Source organism: Priestia megaterium (assembly GCF_046599315.1).
Taxonomy (GTDB): domain Bacteria; phylum Bacillota; class Bacilli; order Bacillales; family Bacillaceae_H; genus Priestia; species Priestia megaterium_F.
Genome location: NZ_JBKIKC010000002.1, coordinates 371324 through 389989 on the forward strand (window position 1 = coordinate 371324; position 18666 = coordinate 389989).

Genomic DNA, 18666 nt, shown 5'->3' on the forward strand with positions numbered 1-18666 from the left:
CTTTTCATGACAGTTTTCTTACCTAATAAGCGGATTTTAGCGTTTATACGTACTAATATAAAATAGCTGAAGTACTTATGATACAATACTATTGATAAAAAAACATGGTTTAAGCTTATATCATTTTAACAAGGAGGCTACATGATGATTGAAGTTTATATAGACGGAGCCACTGCTGGCAACCCTGGCCCTTCTGGAGCTGGTATTTTAATTAAAGGAAATGGTGAACATCATCGTTACGCTATTGCTCTTGGGACAATGACGAATCATGAAGCAGAGTACCATGCACTTCTTCATGCATTAAAAATTTGTTTAGAAAAAAAGTATACAAGCGTATCTTTTCGAACAGACTCTCAGTTGGTAGACCGGGCAATGAACCAAGAATACGTTAAAAATAAAGCGTTTGCTCCCTTACTGGAAGAAGCCCTCAAATTGTCGAGTCAATTTGATTTATTTTTTATAAAATGGATTCCTAGTTCTCAAAATGGAGGTGCTGATCAGCTGGCCAGACAAGCCATTAATCAAAAAGAAGCAGGAATGTAATCCTGCTTAAATCATACCTGATGCTTTTAAATACTGAATGGCTTGTTTTTGATTGCTAATACGATTTGATGTTAAATTCTCGAGTAGAGATACAAAGAAACTGCCGTCAAAATCTTTTTGTACTTTTAATGTCCATTCAATTGTAAATATGACCATTTCGTCAGCTGCACGTGTATACTGCTGACCAAATGAAATGAATCCACGTGCGTCTTCTGCTAAATGAAAGCCTTTTTCTTCAAGATAAAGAAGATACTCTTCAACGGTTTGAGCTGTTTTTGTCACTTTTTCGTCCCATCCTTTTGCAAAGGTTCTTCTTTATCTTAGCTTACTTTTGGCTATTTGACTATGATTTCCCTTCTAAAAAATAGCCAATTGCTCCAAGTGCTACTCCTAAAATGGCTCCACCAATCACTTCTTCGGGCTGATGCCCAAGCATTTCTTTCAAACGTTGCTCCGTTAAGTCGTGAAAGCCTCCGTCTGGAAGGCCCGCAAGCTTTTCAATTTCTTCATCTAACGTATTCACTTTAATAGTAATTTCGCCAGTCTGCCTTCGAATTCCTTGTGCATCGTACATAACAATAATTCCAAAAACAGAAGCTAGAGCAAAGTCAATTGTAGAAACACCTCTTTTTAACGCTACATACGTAGCTAAAGAAGATACGCCGGCTGAATGAGAACTTGGCATTCCCCCCGACGCAGCAATCATTCTCATATCCCATTTTCCTGTTTGATACTTTTTAATCGGGATTTTTAGTGCTTGTGCTAAACCGATTGACGAAAGAGCAATGACAATTCCTTTATTCATATTGCTTCACCTCATCTATAGTTTGCGATGTATTTACGCCTCATACCCAAGCAAATATTGCCCAACAAAAAACGCCGAGCTAATCTGCTGAAAGAGCAGACTAATCCCGGCGCTTTTGGAAACAGTTTCGTTATTTTTTACGCTTTTTTTGTGCAGCATTATTCATTTTGGCAGATTCAACTTCAGCATAGGAGCCGAATTCTTGTCCATATTGATTACTTGCACTTTTATTAGCTTCTAACTTCCTGTTAAAAGAATTGTTTTTGTTTTGTTGCACGTTGAACTCAGAAGCAAATTCCCCTGCATAAGCGTCATTGGCACTTTTTGCACGCTTTGCTTTTTGAGCCTGGCTCGCTTTAAACTCAGAAGAGAACTCTTGGTTATAATTATGCTTTGCATTGTTGTTTGCTTGCGCATTTTTATTACCTAATTTTTGACGACCCATCGCTATCTCCTCCTATTTGTACCTCGTTGGTACACTATTAGTATGGATTAAGCGGCACGTCATATTCTGTTCAAATTAAGGTAAAAACGGCAGAGCTTAGGACGTTTATATTCTTGCTACGTACTCTTTAACCATTTCTTCTGTTACTACTTTACGACCTGGAATGATGGTATACTTTTGAGATAGCTCATTAATTTCCGCTGTTACAGCATTAATACCATCTACAGAAAAAGGCTTCCCTTCTTTACAAAGAAGAACAGCTGCTTCAATGGCTTGCTCTCGTCGGGCTTCTAAGCTGGCAAAAGCACGTACTAATTCGTGTTGTTTTTTAGAATGGGCTGAAATTTCTTTATGTACACTCATGTTCTTTCCTCCATTATATAATGCTGAGTTAATAAAAATAAGTTAATGTCCTCATGATTGATTTGCTTTTCTGGTAATTCTTTTATTTTTTCTTCTATCGCTGCAGCTTCTTTCTTAATGCTTTCTAAAAAGTTCTTCATCTTTTCATCAAAAACAACCTGCCCGCTTGTTTTGCATTGTACAAATTGTTCAATGATGGATTGCTGCCTATCGTCAAGCTTTGCCTGCTCACATAAGTCGGCAAACAAAACGACAGGTAAACTGTGCTGATTTACTAATACTTTCAGCGATAAAAATGCGCGAATCAGTTGGATCATCACTTTTATATCCTCTATTGTAACAGAAGATGTCAGATTTCTTTTACTATTTATCGTTAAAATTTTAAAATAATGATATCCAATTGCTTTTAAGGAATATGATTGGTCCATCATTTGCCGAAGTGAATCAGCAAACGATGACTTTTGGTAATAAACAACAGGCGACCATAGCCACTCGTAAAGCGAAGGATTTGATTTTGTAAACAAATAAATGGCTTTGTACAAATCCCATCCTTGCATATCATAATTGCCTTTTGCCATATTAATGACCTCTTGAGGCCTATTGAGATGAAGATAACGCGCTGCTTTATACTTATATATAAAGCGGACATCAAAATCACTCGCTAGCGTGTCGAGTCCGTATGCCCGGCTGCCTGACTCACAGGCAAACAAAATTTCCACATTGTATTCTTTTTCTATTTCCTGTAAACGTTTTTTTACGTGTGTAGACATAAAAATTAATGACCCTTTCTTTCCTCCAATATATGTTCTAACACCGTCATTGTATTTACCAACCCTTGAATTGGAAATTCCTCAGATACGGCAGCTTGCAGCTGTTTGTAATAATCATACCATTCTTCAGATACAGACTGTTTATGCGCTAAAACGTACTCATTCACTAAATGTGTATAGTGCGAATGAAGAGCGGCTTCTTCTTTCGCAATGTAGTGATTAACATCTGGCTTCACACGTTCTAATAAAGCAAGGTGAAGCTTTGCTTTTTCATTTTTTTCAAAAAAACTTTTATTATTTTTATACAGTGAAAGCTCTTTTTGATACGATTCATTCTCATCAAATTGATGACTCGTCACAACTTCGCTTCCATTTGGAGGCTCTAACGAGTTCAACGTCGGAGTAAACGTTGGTTCATAACGCTGTAGCTTTGTAACGATCATTTGATGCCAGTCTTCGATTAATTTTACGATGTATTTTTCAATTCGCAGAGTAGTCGCACGTACTTCTTGAGTTGCGTCAAAGGAAATAGACGTTAACAGCTCCTGCAAACACAGGCGCAGCTGCTTTTGCTTTTCACCTCGATCATCTCTTAAGTTTGCCGGACTGAATGCTTCTTTAAAGAAGTCATCGTACCTCACAAATAGACGTTTTTTTACATAAAATAAGAGTTCTTCTAATTCTCGTTCAAACTGCTGTTGTTCATATTCGAAATGAATTTCATGCAGTTTTGCTGCTACCTGCTCATTTTTTATGTGAAGAGATTGAATGTATCGCTTTTTATCCACCTCTGATTTTGTTTGCACTTGTTTCATTTCATTGGCAACTGCTAAGATTTGTTCGAAATCTGCATAGACACTTTGAATAGCAAGCTCTGTTAATTCATAATTTATGAAGCGGTAAAACGCTTGTTTGAACGGTAGGAACATTGCATCTTCGCTGTTTTGCAAAGCCTGCAAACTTGATACCGGGTATAGCCGCGGAAAGCGTATGCCATATTGTTCAAGCTGCTCTTTTACATACGTCTGAACTAACTGTAGCTCTGTTTCCGAGCTGGCTAGGTCTGCTGCATTTACTAAGAAAAACATTTTATCAAGCGCAAATACATCTTTTACACGGCCAAGCTGAATAAGAAATTCTCGGTCAGCTTTTGAAAACGCATGATTATAATATGTTACAAATAAAATGGCATCTGCATTTTTGATATACTCAAACGCTACTCCGGTGTGCCTTGCATTGATTGAATCAGCCCGGGAGTATCAACGAGCGTAATGCCTAAACGAGTAAATTCACAGTCATAATACAGATTAATAAATTGAACAAAACAAGCTTTTTCTTCTTTGGCTACATAAACATGAAATTCTTCTGTATCAACTACAACTTCTGAACCGATATGTTCCTTGACTTCACCGTAGCCTTTTTCTACTGCCTGTAAAAAAGACAAATGTAGCTGCAGCTCTTCTGTTGCCTGCAGAGTTGGAATAACCGTTAGCGCTTCTTCAATTGATTCTACTTCATGATGAAACAGTCTAAGCGCACCATTTAAATCTTGAAGCATCTGCTCTTTTGTTTTCATTTGCACAACAGCTGTTTTATGCGGCCGTTTTTCTGTTGGAGGCATAATTTTATTAATGGTTGCTGTTGTTGGGTTTGGAGATACAGGAAGTAACCTTTCTCCAATCAACGCATTAGCAAAAGATGACTTTCCGGCACTGAATGCTCCGAATAAAGCCACCGTAAACGTTTGATTTGATAGCTTTTTACGCTTTTCCTGAAGTCTGTTAATAAAGCGATCTAATTTTCCAAATGAACGGAGCTGTTCCAGAACAGTTGATACATCTTGAAGAACTTTTTCTGTACCTGTTTCATTAACAGCTTCCTCAGGCTGCGAAGCTAACTGCTGCTCACTTGCAGCCTCATGCTTTTCTTCAACTTTCATAATGCCCGTTTCATATTCTTCTTGTAACATATATGACAACTCGTTTGTATCTTCTACAGTTAAGTCGTCATCACTTTGCTGTAACGATTGAAGCAAAGCTTTTGTATGTGCCAATTTTTCTTTCATTTCCTGAAGAGATGTATACGCTTCTTCAAATGCTTCACATTCCTGCAAGTGTTGATGAATGTTTTCACGCTTTAGTTCATCTTGCTCTCTTTTGCTCTGTTCGATTTGCGCGTAAAGTTCATATAATAATCGCGTGGCTTTTTTCTTAATATAATCGGCTACATCTTTTGCATACGTTAAAACATAATCACCATTAATTGTAGCTCCTGCTTTTACCGTTTCAATTAAATCATGAGGCTCTAACGGGATTTCAAACTGCTGAACTTGACGTATAAGATCTGGGTCTGTGAGATTTTGATTTTTCACTAGCTCTTGCACATATTGCTGTAAGTGCCACTGCAGCTGGGAGGCTACTCGTTCTTTCATATCATCAAAAAATAACGTCAGCCGCTCTTTTTTTACTTCCTCAGTCTTTTTCTTAGCAAATAAAATGCCTACTTTAAAATCAGGCTTTGTCGTTTCTAAAAACAGCCTAGCTTTTTCTCTCATTTCATATGGTGTTAAATTGGCGTTGCTTAGTATTTTGCCTGTTTCTCGTTGATACGTTTCTGCTAATTGATTTTCAGCACGCTTCATTTCAGCTTCTTTTTCGATTAGCTGCTCTTTTTGCTGCTTATTTATTTCGTGGTTTTCAAGCGTCAGCTTATGACGCAGCTCATCGTGAATCGTTAGCTTTTCTTCTTCTTGGTCTTCAATAAAGGCAAGGTGATCGTCAATTAACATTTGCATCGCATGTTGAATATGCTGTTGTCGATTTTCTTTTTCAGTCATCATAGCGAGCAATAGAGACTTCACGTACGAAAGATCATTATGACGATTGGTTGGCTCTTTTAATGACGTATAGAAGATTCCTTCTGGTCTCACATTCCACTTTAAAAATGACGTTTCTACAGATTCTTGAAACGCTTGAAATGTAAGCTGATCTTCTTGGTGTTTATCAATTTGATTTACGATTAAATAAAGCGTTTTATTAGCTTCTTGCAGCTGTTTTGCAAATTGAAGATTTAATTCTGCCTGCACATGATTGTAATCCATTACGTAGAAAATAACGTCCGCTAAGTGAAGAGCTGATTCGGTCGATACACGATGCGCGTCATCTGTTGAATCGATTCCTGGTGTATCCATCACCACAACATTTTCAGGAATAGCGTTTGTATCTATCGATAAATGAATGGACTCTACTTCATCTCCATCGACAGCAAACTGCTTAATTTGCTCATACTCATAGGGCGCTTCATAACGCACCGGCAGCTGTTTGCGGTAATAAACGGTTGCATGCTCATCCCCAGCTTTTACTGATACTAAGTTTGCGCTTGTAGGAATAGGACTTGCAGGCAAAATCGCTTGCCCCATTAATTCGTTAATCATGCTCGATTTTCCAGCGGAAAAATGTCCACAAAATGCTACGACAAATTCACCGTTTACCCATTTTTTTAACAGCTGTATTGCTTTTGCTGCCTGCTGTTCATCTCCAGCTGCTTTAAATTGCTTATGTAAATGAAAAAGAGATGCTTCCAATTGGAGATTTTCTTGATGTTTCACACTCACTTTACCCATTATTACTCTACCCCTTTTGCCTCATTCAAGACTGTATTTAAATGTTCTCTATCCATCTTTATTTCTGTGTATTCTTTCTCTATTTTACTTGATTCACATACGTTTTCCCATAAAAAACTGAATTTTTAGTTACAAAAACAATAAAAAAACTGTCAATAATTTGACAGCTTTGTATCTTACTTTTTTATTTATCGCGTGTATGTTACGCCTTTTGGGCTTTTTCAATATTTTTCATTACATACGTTGTGACGCCAACATATGTAGCAAGTGCTCCGATCACAAAAAGACTAACCATTACGTCCACCACCGTTTCTACTTGATGAAATTGATAATCTTTATCATTTGATTTTATCTTATCATGAAAGATAATCATTTTCAATTAGTTTTAAGATTTTTTTACAGGAAAGAAACGTCCCCTGCTTTGCATAGCCTTTCCATAATTTGTTTCATTTGTTAACGCCTGCTCTTCTAAAGGAATTCTAACGGCTAATATACACAAATTCAAAATAGAAAAAATAGCTAATGTCCAGTATGCCTGAAACATAAGCGGAACTAACACTAATTCGGCCGCTACAATTGTATAATTAGGGTGCTTCATAAAACGATAAGGACCTTTTAGTACAACCTTCGCATTAGGCAAGACGATAATTTTTGTATTCCAATACTTCCCTAACGAAGAAATAGCCCATATTCTTGCAAGTTGAACAAGTACAAAAAAGCTAAACAGCAAAAAAGAAAAGTGATAAATTCTATCGTTTAACATATACACTTCCGTAAAAAGAGCAGCAAAAAAAGCTGCATGCATGCTTACCATCCATTTGTAGTGACTTTGGCCAGTTTCGTATGCTCCTTGCTGCTTCATCCAAGCTTCATTTCTTTTGGCAATAAACAATTCACAAAGGCGCTGTAAGATAATAAATACAAAAAAGCTATAAAAAAACAATCGCTTTACCTCCACTCTAATAAAAGCATTTCGGAACTAAATCCAGGGCCAAGAGCTGTTAATAAACCATATTCTTTACTCGGAATTTCTTTTTTCATAAAGCGGTCTAGCACATACAAAACGGTGGCAGAAGACATATTTCCGTGGTTTTTAAGTACATCTAGTGAATCAGCAATCATATTTTGGTTTAGCGATAGTGTTGATACATATGCTTCAAGCACTTTTTTCCCTCCTGGATGAGCGACAAAATGCTTTAAATCACGACTGGTCAAATGTTGAGTTTGTAAAAAAGACTCAACTTCTCCTCCTAACCACGAGTCGATAATCGTGGGAATATCTTTTGAAAAGACAACAAATAACCCATCATTTTTAATCTCCCATCCCATTACATCTTCCGAATTGGGCATGAGCGTAGATTGTGTATGTAAAATGTAAGGACAGCTTTTTTTAATGGCAAAAGTGGTATCTGCTTCGTCACCTGAGACTAAAGCAGCCGCTACTCCATCTGCAAATAAAGATGTGCCAATTAAGTTGCTTTTTGAACGATCATTTCGCTGAAAAGTTAAACTGCACAGCTCAATGGATAAAACAAGGACTTTGGCACGCGGAAAGGCTTTGCAATACTCATAAGCTCTTGAAAGTCCAGACGCTCCTCCAGCACACCCTAACCCCCAAATAGGAATTCTTTTTGTATGGTCTGAAAACGCAAGCTTATTCATAATTCGCGCTTCAATGCTAGGGGTAGCTAAACCGCTTGTTGAAACATAAAAAATAGCCTCAATTTCTCCACACGGCAAAGGGGTACTTACATAGTCCTTATTAGTTAAGCAGTCTCCAATTGCTTTTGTACCTAATTCAACGGCAGATTCTATAAAAGCATCGTTTTTCTCTTCAAATGTATGATCTTCTTGAAACCAAGATAAGTCTTTTGCAAAATTACGTTTCTCAATTTGACCATTTTGAAAAACGGTCAGCAGACGATTAATATCTTTAAATGACTCAGAAAAAAGTTCTTTTGCAAATAGCAGCGTGTCTTGCTGATTTAATTCATACGGGGGAATTCCAAACCCAACTGAGATAATCTTTGGCATACACTTCACCTCTTTGATTGCGTTACACTTAACATTTGTAATAGCTGGAGATTTATTCAATTCTTTTTTAGTGGAAGGAAGGATGAACATAAAAAAACTTTCCTGTAATTCAGGAAAGTCTACGTTTTGAAGAAGTGTATGTTTGTTGTGCACTTTTATTATAGCGCAAATAATCTGAATGTACAGATACAATTTATGGATTGACGAAAATAGGCACTCATTTTTTTATGAAAAGAAGACGGACATATAAATTTCATCTACATATTCATTGTTGAAATAAGCTTGTTCTTTCATAAGGCCTTCTTGTTCAAACCCTACTTTTTTATACAATTCGTATGCTACTTTATTAGAAGCAAAAACGGTTAAAGACAGTTTATGAAGGTTATTTTCTTTGCACCAGTTTAGCGTATAATTCATAAATTGTTTTCCAATTCCCATTCCCTGTGCTTTTGAAATAAGCCATGTACGGAAAAGCCCTGTGTGGCGCTTCATTTTAATTTCGCCTCTAAGAACACGTGCAATTCCCAGCACTTCACCTTCGACTTCAGCTACAACGTACATGTGATTGTTTTTTTCTACTGATGCAATAAAATCTTGTTCTTCTTGGACTGTACGAGGCTCATCTTTTTGAATAAATTCCCCAGCCTCAATAATTTCTCTTACCGCTGTTGTGATATGCTCTGCATCACTTGCTTGTGCGGGACGAATAGTCACTTCACGTCCGTCTTTTGCTTTAAATTTCACTATGTTTTTCTCTGCTGTAATCATCTATATCAACTCCTATTTTTTCACCATTCAGTACTACTATTTTGTTTCTATCTTGACTAATTTATCAGTGGTAAAGTTCTTCTTTTCCAATTTCTCTAACAAGCAACTATGTGCATTTGTTGTATTACCCACGCTTTAAACAAAGCAAAACCATTTTTGAAATATTTATTCTTGCACAGACATTCTAGAAATGCAATTAATTGCGTTAAAGAACTATTATTCCAAATTTTCTTTACAGAAGTGCATAAAAAAACAGCAAAGAGAAATTCTCTTTGCTGTTACTTTCTATTAAAGTCCCATTGAGATATATTTTACTTCTAAATAATCTTCAATACCGTAGTGGCTTCCTTCACGTCCAAGACCACTTTCTTTAAAACCGCCGAATGGAGCCTGAGCTGCAGATGGAGAGGCATCATTTACCCCTACAATGCCGTATTCTAATTCTTCAGATACAAACGTTGCTTCTTTAATATTTTCTGTAAATACATAAGCTGCTAAACCATAAGGGCTATTATTTGCTCGTTCTACCGCTTCTTCTACTGTTTTGAATGTTGCTACAGGTGCCAATGGTCCAAACGTTTCTTCAAACATGCAATTCATGTCATCTGTTACATTTGTGATAATTGTAGGTTCCATAAAGAAACCGTTTTTAGTTGTAATAGCTTGTCCGCCAACCACAACTTTGGCTCCTTTACTTTTAGCATCCGCAATTTGTGCTTTTACTTTTTTAACTGCTTTGTTATTAATTAACGGTCCAACTTGTGTACCTTCTTCTAGTCCATTTCCTACTGTTAATCCCGCTGCTTTTGCTGCAAATTTTTCAACGAAAGCATCTGCAATGGATTCTTGTACATATACACGGTTTGTGCAGATGCACGTTTGACCTGCGTTGACAAACTTAGAAGCAATTACGCCGTTTACAGCAGCGTCTAAATCTGCATTTTCTGTTACAATAAACGGTGCATGACCGCCTAATTCCAGCGATAATTTTTTCACAGTATCAGCGGCACCGCGCATTAAATGTTTTCCAACCGCTGTTGAACCAGTAAATGTTAATTTACGGATGCGCCCATCTTTTTGCCATGTGTCACCAATAGCTGCAGCATCTCCAGTGACGACATTGATCACGCCTTTTGGAACGCCCGCTTCTTCTGCAAGTTCTACTAAACGAAATGCCGTAAATGGCGTTTCTTCAGATGGTTTTAAAACAATTGTACATCCCGCTGCAAGAGCTGGCGCAACTTTACGCGTAATCATTGCTGCCGGGAAGTTCCAAGGTGTAATAGCTGCTACAACGCCAACAGGCTGTTTTTTAACCGTAATGCGTTTATGCGTGTGATGCGCCGGAATCGTTTCACCGTATACACGTTTTCCTTCTTCAGCAAACCAAGCAATATAATCATTCCCGTACTGCACTTCACCTTTAGCTTCTGCAAATGGTTTACCTTGTTCCATTGTCATAATTTTTGCTAATTCATCTTTATGATTTTCAATTAATTGATGCCATCTCATTAAAATAGCACTGCGCTCTTGAGCAGTTTTTTTTGACCACGTTTTAAAAGCTGTTGCTGCTGCATCAGCTGCAGAAGCGGCTTCCTTTACGCCTGCCTTTGGAATTTGTCCTATAACTTCTCTTGTTGCTGGATTAACTACATCAATTTTCTCTTCTGTTGTTGTCCATTCACCGTTGATGTATAGTTTGTTTGGATACATCATTCATCCTCCTAGTTGTGTGAATTTCTTTGTGCTGTTTTAACTATACTATATACACTAGCATCTTCATTGATTTATGAGAACTTCCCTTCTATACTATGGGTATAACAAAAGGTTATAGGTGATATATATGAAAACAGAATGGCTTGAGTCTTTTATTGAAACAGCCAAAACAAAAAGCTTAAGCAAAGCAAGTGAACAGCTGCATGTGACGCAGCCTGCACTGAGTAAACAAATGAGAAAACTGGAAGAAGATTTAGGAGTTACATTATTTATTCGATCCGCTACAGGAGTAGAATTAACCTCAGCAGGTGAAATTCTTTTACAAGAAGGCGAATCCATATTATCAAGCGTTCATGCTCTTCAAAAAAAAATATTGTCTACGCAGGAAGCTTGTGACTTAACCATCGGAACGTGGCAAAGCATGGCTGCTTTTTACTTGCCTTATCAACTGGCTTCTGCTAAAGACCACAATCGCCATATTGATATAAAAACCTCGCACCACTATTACGATTTGTTAGAGCAGTTAGAAAGCAATAAAATTGATGGGGCTTTATTTGATGATCGAGAGGTTCAACATACATACTGGTCAAAGCTATTGTTCAAAGAAGACTTTTATTTATTTGTCAACAATCAGCACTCGCTGGCAAAAAAAGAAAACGTATCATTTGAAGATTTCAAAGAAGAACCCATTGTAGTTCTTCCCCGGGTGCGATGTTCGGACGCTAGTAGAAAAAGCGTACAATCGTCATAACTTAAAAATTCCCATTGCAAATGAAATTGAATTTGCTCAAAGTATCATGGGATTTATTTCAGCTAATTTAGGTATTTCAATTCTTCCTGAAATTTTCATGCGCCATTTACAAAGCTCAAATATTAAAGCTTTACCTATTACAGACTTCAAATTAAAAAGAGAAATTTCATTAGTGGCGAAAAACCCTGACGTGGGAAATATGCTTTACACATTATTTTTCAAAACGCGTTTTTAATAGGAAAAAGCAAATAAAAAAAGAGTGCCTAGAGGGCACTCTTTTTTTATTTCGATACCACTTCATTTGCTAACTTTGTTTCCGGAACTTGCGTATGAGGTGATTTCACCATGTTAAAGACAATATTTAAAAAGATTGCTGTAAAGCTCCCCATTACAATACCGCTTCCAGTAAGAACTTGAAGACTCTCTGGTAAGTTTTTGAAGAGTTCAGGTACGACAGTCACCCCTAGACCCATGCCAACCGAACATGCAATCACAAGAAGGTTTTCTTGTTTAGCTAGATCAACTTGACTAAGGATTTTAATACCTGAAGAAATTACCATTCCAAACATAGCCACCATTGCTCCTCCAAGTACAGAGCTCGGGATAACGGTCGTTACGGCTGCGATTTTAGGAAGAAAACCTAAAACGATTAAAATTCCACTCGCTGCAAATACAACATTTCTTGTGCGAACACCTGACAACTGTAAAAGTCCTACATTTTGAGAATACGCTGTATAAGGAAACGCGTTAAAAAACCCGCCTAATAAAATCGCTAATCCTTCTGCACGATAGCCTTTAGATAAATCTTTTTCATCCACTTCTTTTTTACAAATATCACTAACAGCAAAATAAACGCCTGTTGACTCGACAATGCCAACAAGTAAAACAAGGAACATTGTCAGAATGGCCATAATATTAAAAGTTGGCATTCCAAAGTAAAACACATGTGGCATATGAATCCATGCTTCTTCTTTTACGCCGGAAAAATCAACTTTCCCCATAAAAGACGCTGCAATTGTTCCAACAACTAATCCTAATAAGACAGAGACCGAGCGCATAAATCCTTTTGTAAATCGATACAGAACAATAATCAATAGCAAAACGCCAAAACCTAAACCTAAATTGCTCAGGCTTCCAAAATCTTTACTGCCTTCCCCTCCTGCTAAATCTTTAATCGCTACAGGAATTAATGTAATTCCGATAATCGTTACAACCGAACCTGTAACTAAAGGCGGGAAAAACTTAACCAATTTACCTAGAAAAGCAGAGAGAATCACAATGAGTAAACCAGCCACGATAATAGAACCATATATGGAGGAAACGCCGTAAGAACCTCCGATGGAAATCATGGGCCCTACGGCTGTGAACGTACACCCTAATATAACTGGAAGACCAATTCCAAAAAAGCGATTTTTCCATACTTGCAGCAATGTTGCCACACCGCACATAAATAAATCAATCGCCACTAAATACGTAAGCTGCTGCTGAGTCAAACCAATGGCTCCTCCAACAATAAGCGGAACAACAATCGCCCCTCCGTACATAGCTAAAACATGCTGTAAACCAAGTGAAAAGACTTTTCCTTTATTCATATTAAACCTCCACTGTTGGTTTATCTTCAACAAACGTAACCTTACCATTAGATAAAGACTGAATGCGTGCTAATGATTCTACTTTAACGCCTGATTTACGAATTTGTTTTCCTCCATCTTGGAACGACTTTTCAATAACAATACCAATACCGCCTACTTTTGCACCTGCTTTTTGAACGATATCCATTAAGCCAAATGCAGCTTGACCGTTTGCTAAAAAGTCATCAATAATTAAAATCACATCATTTTCTTGAATAAATTTATCAGCAACTGAAATTTCATTTTCTTCTTTTTTTGTAAATGAATATACTTTTGATGTAATAAGTCCGTCTTGAAGTGTTAAAGATTTTCTTTTTCTAGCAAACACCATCTCAACGTTTAGCTTCAATGCGGTCATAATCGCTGGAGCAATTCCTGATGATTCAATCGTTAAAATCTTCGTAATTCCTGCACCTTCAAAACGCGAAGCAAATTCTTCTCCAATTTCTTTCATTAATACAGGATCCATTTGATGGTTTAAAAATGTGTCTACTTTTAAAACCGTGTCTGATAATACGATACCATCTGTTAAAATTTTATTTTGCAAAGCTTTCATAGTTCGTTCCTCCAACGTTTGTATTAAAAAAGCTCAAAAACATAGCTGCACTCGTATATGAGTAGAGCAATGTTTTTGAGCTTTTACGCACAAAAGTGAAAAACAAACTTCATCGCTCACCCATAGTCAAACTATTTACGGTAGTTTGGTAGATACTTACGAGCCCTATTCTCGTCATTATATGAGTGCGTTATTGAGTTAATTGTATTATATCAGCAAATCTTTTATTTGAAAATATCTAAAAAAGATATTTTCGAACATTGACTTGTGATATAAAACATAATATTCGGTTATGGCGTTTTTTATACGTGATAAATTTGTCCGTATTTCTCTTCTAGATATTGAATTAAATAATCTACGTTTAATCCTTCATCCGTTACATCGTTTAGAATTTCAAGAGGTTTTTTCATTTTTCCGTACTGGTGAATATGTTCCGTTAGCCAATTTGTAATCGGCGAAATATCTCCTTTTTCAAGAAGTTCATCATAGTTAGGCAAGTCTTTTAACATGGTATGCTTAAACTGAGCTGCGTACATATAGCCAAGAGCATAGGAAGGGAAGTACCCAAAGCTTCCTCCGGCCCAGTGTACGTCCTGAAGCACACCTTCTCCATCGTGACTTGGACGAACTCCTAAATAATCTTCGTATTTCTCGTTCCAAATTTCCGGTAAATCTTCGACTTTATATTCCCCGTTTATTAATCCTTTTTCAATCTCATAGCGAATCATAATATGAAGAGGATACGTTAATTCATCTGCTTCAATACGAATAAGAGATGGTTTTGCTTCATTTACTCCTCGATAAAAATCATTTAAACCTACATCGTCAAATTGTCCAGGGGCATGCTTTTTTAGTACGTCATAATGATGTTGCCAAAATGCTTTATTTTTCCCGACAAACTGTTCAAAAAACAGCGACTGTGATTCATGAATTCCCATTGAAGTACCTTCACATAGAACCGTACCAACAAGATCCTCTGAAATATTCTGTTCATATAAAGCATGCCCGCATTCGTGAATCGTTCCAAAAATAGCCGTCCGGAAATCGTTTTCGTCATATTTGGTCGTGATACGCACATCTCCCGGATTTAAACCAGTAGCAAAAGGATGGACCGTTTCATCAAGTCTCCCCGCTTCAAAATCATAGCCAAGTGTTTTTAGCACGTCTAGACTAAATTGCTTTTGCGCTTCTTTTGGAAAAGTACGGAATAAAAATTCCGTATTCGGCTTCGTATTTGACTCAGCGATGCGTTGAACAAGAGGCACAATATGCTCCCGTAACTTTCCAAATACCTCGTCTAAAATTTCAACCGTCATACCTGGTTCAAAAAGGTCCAATAAACGGTTATATTTGTTTCCTTCATACCCCCAATACTCCACAAACTTCTGATTGAATGCTACAATTTTTTTAAGGTATGGTTGAAATAAAGCAAAATCTGCTTTTTCTTTTGCTTCTTCCCAAACCGTTTCAGCTTTTGAAGTTAACGTAACGTATTCTTTATATTCATGCGGAGGAATCTTTTTATTTAATTCATATTCTTTTTTACATTCTTCCACTGCTTTTTTCGTAATGTCATTTATGTAAGACTGTGACTGAGGGTTCGTTAATTTATCAATAAAACCTGCCATTTCATCAGAGACAGAAAGATTAAACGCTTCTGATGACAGCATACCAATCACTTCAGAGCGTTGATTTGCCCCTTTTTTCGGAGCACCCGTTCTTAAATCCCAATACATTACTCCGATTGCCTCGTGATAACTTTTGATTTTATTCATGTATTCGTAAAACTGTTTCTCAATTTTCTGTATGTCTTTTCTCATTGTTTTTCCTCCTTATTTTCCTTATTTCACCATAAATTATTTTATCATAATAGTAACAGCGTGTATATAACTGAATATTCAATCTATTATTCGTGTAAAAAAGCGCGGTGGTAGCCGCGCTTTCTTTTATACGTTTTCTATTTTTGTCGGAACATTTTGTTCAATGATTGAACGCACTTTTGAATCGGTGCTTTTTGGCATAAAGATAGTGATTAGACCCTTATCGTTATGAGAGCGAATCAGTCTTCCAACTCCTTGCTTTAAGCGAAGAAGCATATACGGCATATCCGCATCCCAAAATGGATCGACTACTTGATTGCGCTTTGCTTCAAAGACTGGATCATTCGGAGGATATGGCAGAGACCAAATAATTACATTAGATAGTGAAGGTCCTGGAATATCCAATCCTTCCCATAAATGAACAGCGCATAAAATCGTTTCCTCTTCACGCTGGAACTGAGATACTAATTTGCTGATCTCTTGATCCCCTTCAAATAAAAACGTGTATTGATTTAACTCTTTTGAAACTTCTTTAAACATTTCTAGTTCTTCTTTGCTGTTAAATAATAAAAGTGCCCGTCCGTTCGTTTTTTCGAGCTGAGCAACAGCAAAGGCAAATTTTTCAGCAAAAGCTTCTTCTTGATCATCCGAAACATTTTTCACCGTAATTTTCATTTGCTCATCATAATCAAACGGCGATTCAACAGAAAATGAAAGCGGCTTTGCAATTCCTAAGCTATATGCCAAATAATCAAACGACTGGTTATCTGAAAGAGTGGCAGAAGTAAAAATATATGGTATTTTCTTCGCAAACACTCGTTCCTTTAAGACGTCTTTTACGGCTTGCGGCATAATAACTAATGTCAGCTGCCAATTGTTTTCTTCTACCCAGTAAATCGCATTTTCGTTATCCATAAATAAGCGCAGCGAATAATCAATTTGATCTAGGTACTCATCTACAATTCGCAGCGTATATTCGTCTACTGTATAGGTCTCACTCTCAAACACAAGCTCGTTTCCGATATGCTCAAGCAGCGATAAAAGTTCTTTCCCTACACTTTGTAACCCGTTCGTGCGGGCTACTTCTTTACGATTAGAACCAACGATCTCTGTGCTTGCTTCACTTAAACGATCAAAGAACATGGCGTACACATCGATAGCGTGTTCGATTTTTACAGCAAATTCTTCTCGCACGTCATTTTCTAGTAGGCGGGTTAACAAATTTTCTAACGTATCTTCTTGAATGCGATACGTTAAAGCTTTTTGTGCAGCAAATTCCAGCAGATGGCCTTCGTCAAATACAACACAGCTGCTTTCAGGAAGAAGCGGAAGCTGTCCTTCACGCTTGCGGGCTTCGTATGTCCAAATGTGCTCCATATAAAAATCATGAGAGCAAATAATTAAGTCATGTGCTTTTCTGTAGTGCTCACGTGAAAGCGTTAAGCCGCATCTATGACGCTGCTCACAGGATGAGCAGTCTTGAAAGGTATCCCAGTTAATTTGATTCCATTCCTCATCTGTTAAGTGCGGGTATTCTTTACGGTCTCCGTAGTGATAGAACGACTGCATACCGCTATGATCATGAACAAAATCAGGAAGCGTGTCATAAATTTCTTCAATGTTTTCATTATCTGTTCGCGCTGTTACAGCATCTAATTTCTTTAAACATAGATACTGATCTTGAGATTTTGCTAAGCGAACATCCATGTTAATATCTAAAATACCAGAGAGCTTGGCAATGTCTCCTTCGGCTTTTACTAACTGCTCAATTAAGGTTTCATCCGCACAGGCAATAATAGCCGGCTTGCCGATATATCTTGCATAACAAATAGCGTATAGTAAGTACACAATTGTCTTTCCTGTTCCTACACCTGCTTCTGCAAAGATTACATTTTTTTCTTTAAAAGCTCGTTCGATTTGAAAAGCCATAAAAATTTGTTCGTCTCGAAGTTCTAACCCTGCATCTGGAAGATGATCATAAAAAACATCACCTATCCATTCATTTAATTTGTCAAAAAAGTTTTCATCCCGCTCAATTGTAAAAGGCAACCGCTCTCTCATCATCGATACTGACTCCTTTATTTATGTAAATATCTATCAATAAAAATTAGCTTCACTTCTTTTTATCTAGTAAATTTCTCATGTAAGCAAAACTTAATTATTGACTACTTTACCTGAAATGTCAATAAAAAGAGCTGAACATAAAAAAGTTCTGCCCTTACAGGCAGAACTTTCTATATAAAAGACGTGTATATAAAACACAAACGGAATAAGTACTTTTAAAAAATCAATTACAGCGGAACTTTGAGTCCGTGGACTGAGACAATAAAAAGGCGGCTTCATACTCAGCTTTTGCTTGTTCAAGCTGAGTGAGCGTCTCTCCGCTAACTTCTATTCCCTGCTGCATTAAATGATAGCTGTTTTCCAACGCTTGACGAATCATAGTAAACTGTGTGTTTCTATCCATGTGTAAACATCCTCTCTATATATTCTACTTTCTACCTCGGCGCCTCTCTTTAATCAAGGTATGCTGACGATTGGTGGCTCATACAACATAAATTAAATATCCATTAAAGATTCACTTATGCGGATGTCACCACCCTCGTCTGCCGCTTATGTCTAGAAGATCCGACATGACCGTTTTTTAGTCATGTCGGATCTTCTGCATCAATACATATAGTTCTTACTATAAAAGTGAATACTATCATTCTATACACCAGCTGTTTATTTTATTCTCAATACCAGCATCTTTGGCTTAGTAAATGGATTCTTTTATTAAAAGAAATAATCGAACTTATTAAAATATTTTAATTCTAACTTGACACATAGGAATAATATATTT

General features: G+C 37.0%; 17 protein-coding genes, 2 pseudogenes and 1 riboswitch. Of the genes and pseudogenes, 2 read left to right on the forward strand and 17 right to left on the reverse strand.

Annotation, left to right across the window (positions count from 1 at the left end):
- Positions 1–144: 144 nt before the first annotated feature.
- Positions 145–543: a reverse transcriptase-like protein gene (locus tag ACLHDF_RS09220; RefSeq protein WP_413918576.1), complete on the forward strand. Its 399-nt coding sequence runs from the start codon at positions 145–147 to the stop codon at positions 541–543.
- Positions 544–549: 6 nt separating this feature from the next.
- On the opposite strand, the gene ACLHDF_RS09225 is transcribed toward ACLHDF_RS09220, so the two are convergent.
- From ACLHDF_RS09225 to ACLHDF_RS09280, 12 genes and pseudogenes are all read right to left on the reverse strand, one after another.
- The gene (locus tag ACLHDF_RS09225) at positions 550–825 is read right to left on the reverse strand and encodes a DUF6123 family protein (RefSeq protein WP_413918577.1); all 276 of its coding nucleotides are present in this window, start codon (positions 823–825) and stop codon (positions 550–552) included.
- A 61-nt stretch (positions 826–886) separates the two neighbouring features.
- Positions 887–1348 carry a divergent PAP2 family protein gene (locus ACLHDF_RS09230; protein WP_013056169.1) on the reverse strand — a complete coding sequence of 154 codons (462 nt, stop codon included), beginning with the start codon at positions 1346–1348 and terminating at the stop codon, positions 887–889.
- 130 nt (positions 1349–1478) lie between these two features.
- Entirely contained in the window at positions 1479–1793 is a 315-nt protein-coding gene (locus tag ACLHDF_RS09235; RefSeq protein WP_413918578.1) for a hypothetical protein, read from the reverse strand.
- A gap of 105 nt (positions 1794–1898) precedes the next feature.
- A complete protein-coding gene (locus tag ACLHDF_RS09240; protein ID WP_013082381.1) occupies positions 1899–2156 on the reverse strand; it encodes a DUF2533 family protein in 258 nt (85 codons plus the stop codon).
- Complete coding sequence (locus tag ACLHDF_RS09245) at positions 2153–2926, reverse strand: DNA polymerase beta superfamily protein (RefSeq protein ID WP_413918579.1); 774 nt, start codon at positions 2924–2926, stop codon at positions 2153–2155. The genes ACLHDF_RS09240 and ACLHDF_RS09245 overlap by 4 nt, the downstream gene beginning before the upstream one ends.
- Positions 2927–2931: 5 nt before the next feature.
- Entirely contained in the window at positions 2932–4014 is a 1083-nt protein-coding gene (locus ACLHDF_RS09250) for a hypothetical protein (RefSeq protein WP_413918918.1), read from the reverse strand.
- Between the two features lie 72 nt (positions 4015–4086).
- Positions 4087–6548 (reverse strand): annotated as a pseudogene (locus ACLHDF_RS09255) (dynamin family protein); the annotation flags it as partial.
- A gap of 202 nt (positions 6549–6750) precedes the next feature.
- Positions 6751–6921: a hypothetical protein gene (locus ACLHDF_RS09260; RefSeq protein WP_413918580.1), complete on the reverse strand. Its 171-nt coding sequence runs from the start codon at positions 6919–6921 to the stop codon at positions 6751–6753.
- Positions 6922–6933: 12 nt separating this feature from the next.
- Positions 6934–7491: an isoprenylcysteine carboxyl methyltransferase family protein gene (locus ACLHDF_RS09265; protein WP_413918581.1), complete on the reverse strand. Its 558-nt coding sequence runs from the start codon at positions 7489–7491 to the stop codon at positions 6934–6936.
- Positions 7492–7496: 5 nt separating this feature from the next.
- A complete protein-coding gene (locus ACLHDF_RS09270; RefSeq protein ID WP_413918582.1) occupies positions 7497–8582 on the reverse strand; it encodes a type III polyketide synthase in 1086 nt (361 codons plus the stop codon).
- A gap of 225 nt (positions 8583–8807) precedes the next feature.
- On the reverse strand, positions 8808–9350 hold the full coding sequence (locus tag ACLHDF_RS09275; RefSeq protein ID WP_413918583.1) for an N-acetyltransferase family protein: 543 nt from the start codon (positions 9348–9350) through the stop codon (positions 8808–8810).
- Between the two features lie 288 nt (positions 9351–9638).
- On the reverse strand, positions 9639–11063 hold the full coding sequence (locus tag ACLHDF_RS09280; protein ID WP_413918584.1) for an NAD-dependent succinate-semialdehyde dehydrogenase: 1425 nt from the start codon (positions 11061–11063) through the stop codon (positions 9639–9641).
- Between the two features lie 130 nt (positions 11064–11193).
- Between ACLHDF_RS09280 and ACLHDF_RS09285 the strand changes: the two are divergent.
- Positions 11194–12052 (forward strand): annotated as a pseudogene (locus ACLHDF_RS09285) (LysR family transcriptional regulator).
- 46 nt (positions 12053–12098) lie between these two features.
- Here the strand turns inward: ACLHDF_RS09285 and ACLHDF_RS09290 are convergent.
- From ACLHDF_RS09290 to ACLHDF_RS09310, 5 genes are all read right to left on the reverse strand, one after another.
- Complete coding sequence (locus ACLHDF_RS09290; protein WP_413918585.1) at positions 12099–13409, reverse strand: nucleobase:cation symporter-2 family protein; 1311 nt, start codon at positions 13407–13409, stop codon at positions 12099–12101.
- A gap of 1 nt (position 13410) precedes the next feature.
- Positions 13411–14004 carry a xanthine phosphoribosyltransferase gene (locus tag ACLHDF_RS09295; RefSeq protein ID WP_413918586.1) on the reverse strand — a complete coding sequence of 198 codons (594 nt, stop codon included), beginning with the start codon at positions 14002–14004 and terminating at the stop codon, positions 13411–13413.
- A gap of 103 nt (positions 14005–14107) precedes the next feature.
- Positions 14108–14209, reverse strand: a riboswitch (purine riboswitch).
- Positions 14210–14306: 97 nt separating this feature from the next.
- Positions 14307–15824 (reverse strand): carboxypeptidase M32, encoded by a 1518-nt coding sequence (locus ACLHDF_RS09300; protein ID WP_413918587.1) that lies wholly within the window; start codon positions 15822–15824, stop codon positions 14307–14309.
- 126 nt (positions 15825–15950) lie between these two features.
- Positions 15951–17888, reverse strand: coding sequence for an ATP-dependent DNA helicase (locus ACLHDF_RS09305; RefSeq protein ID WP_413918588.1), 1938 nt, complete (start codon positions 17886–17888; stop codon positions 15951–15953).
- A 223-nt stretch (positions 17889–18111) separates the two neighbouring features.
- Positions 18112–18291 (reverse strand): hypothetical protein, encoded by a 180-nt coding sequence (locus ACLHDF_RS09310; RefSeq protein ID WP_013056154.1) that lies wholly within the window; start codon positions 18289–18291, stop codon positions 18112–18114.
- Between the last annotated feature and the right edge of the window lie 375 nt (positions 18292–18666).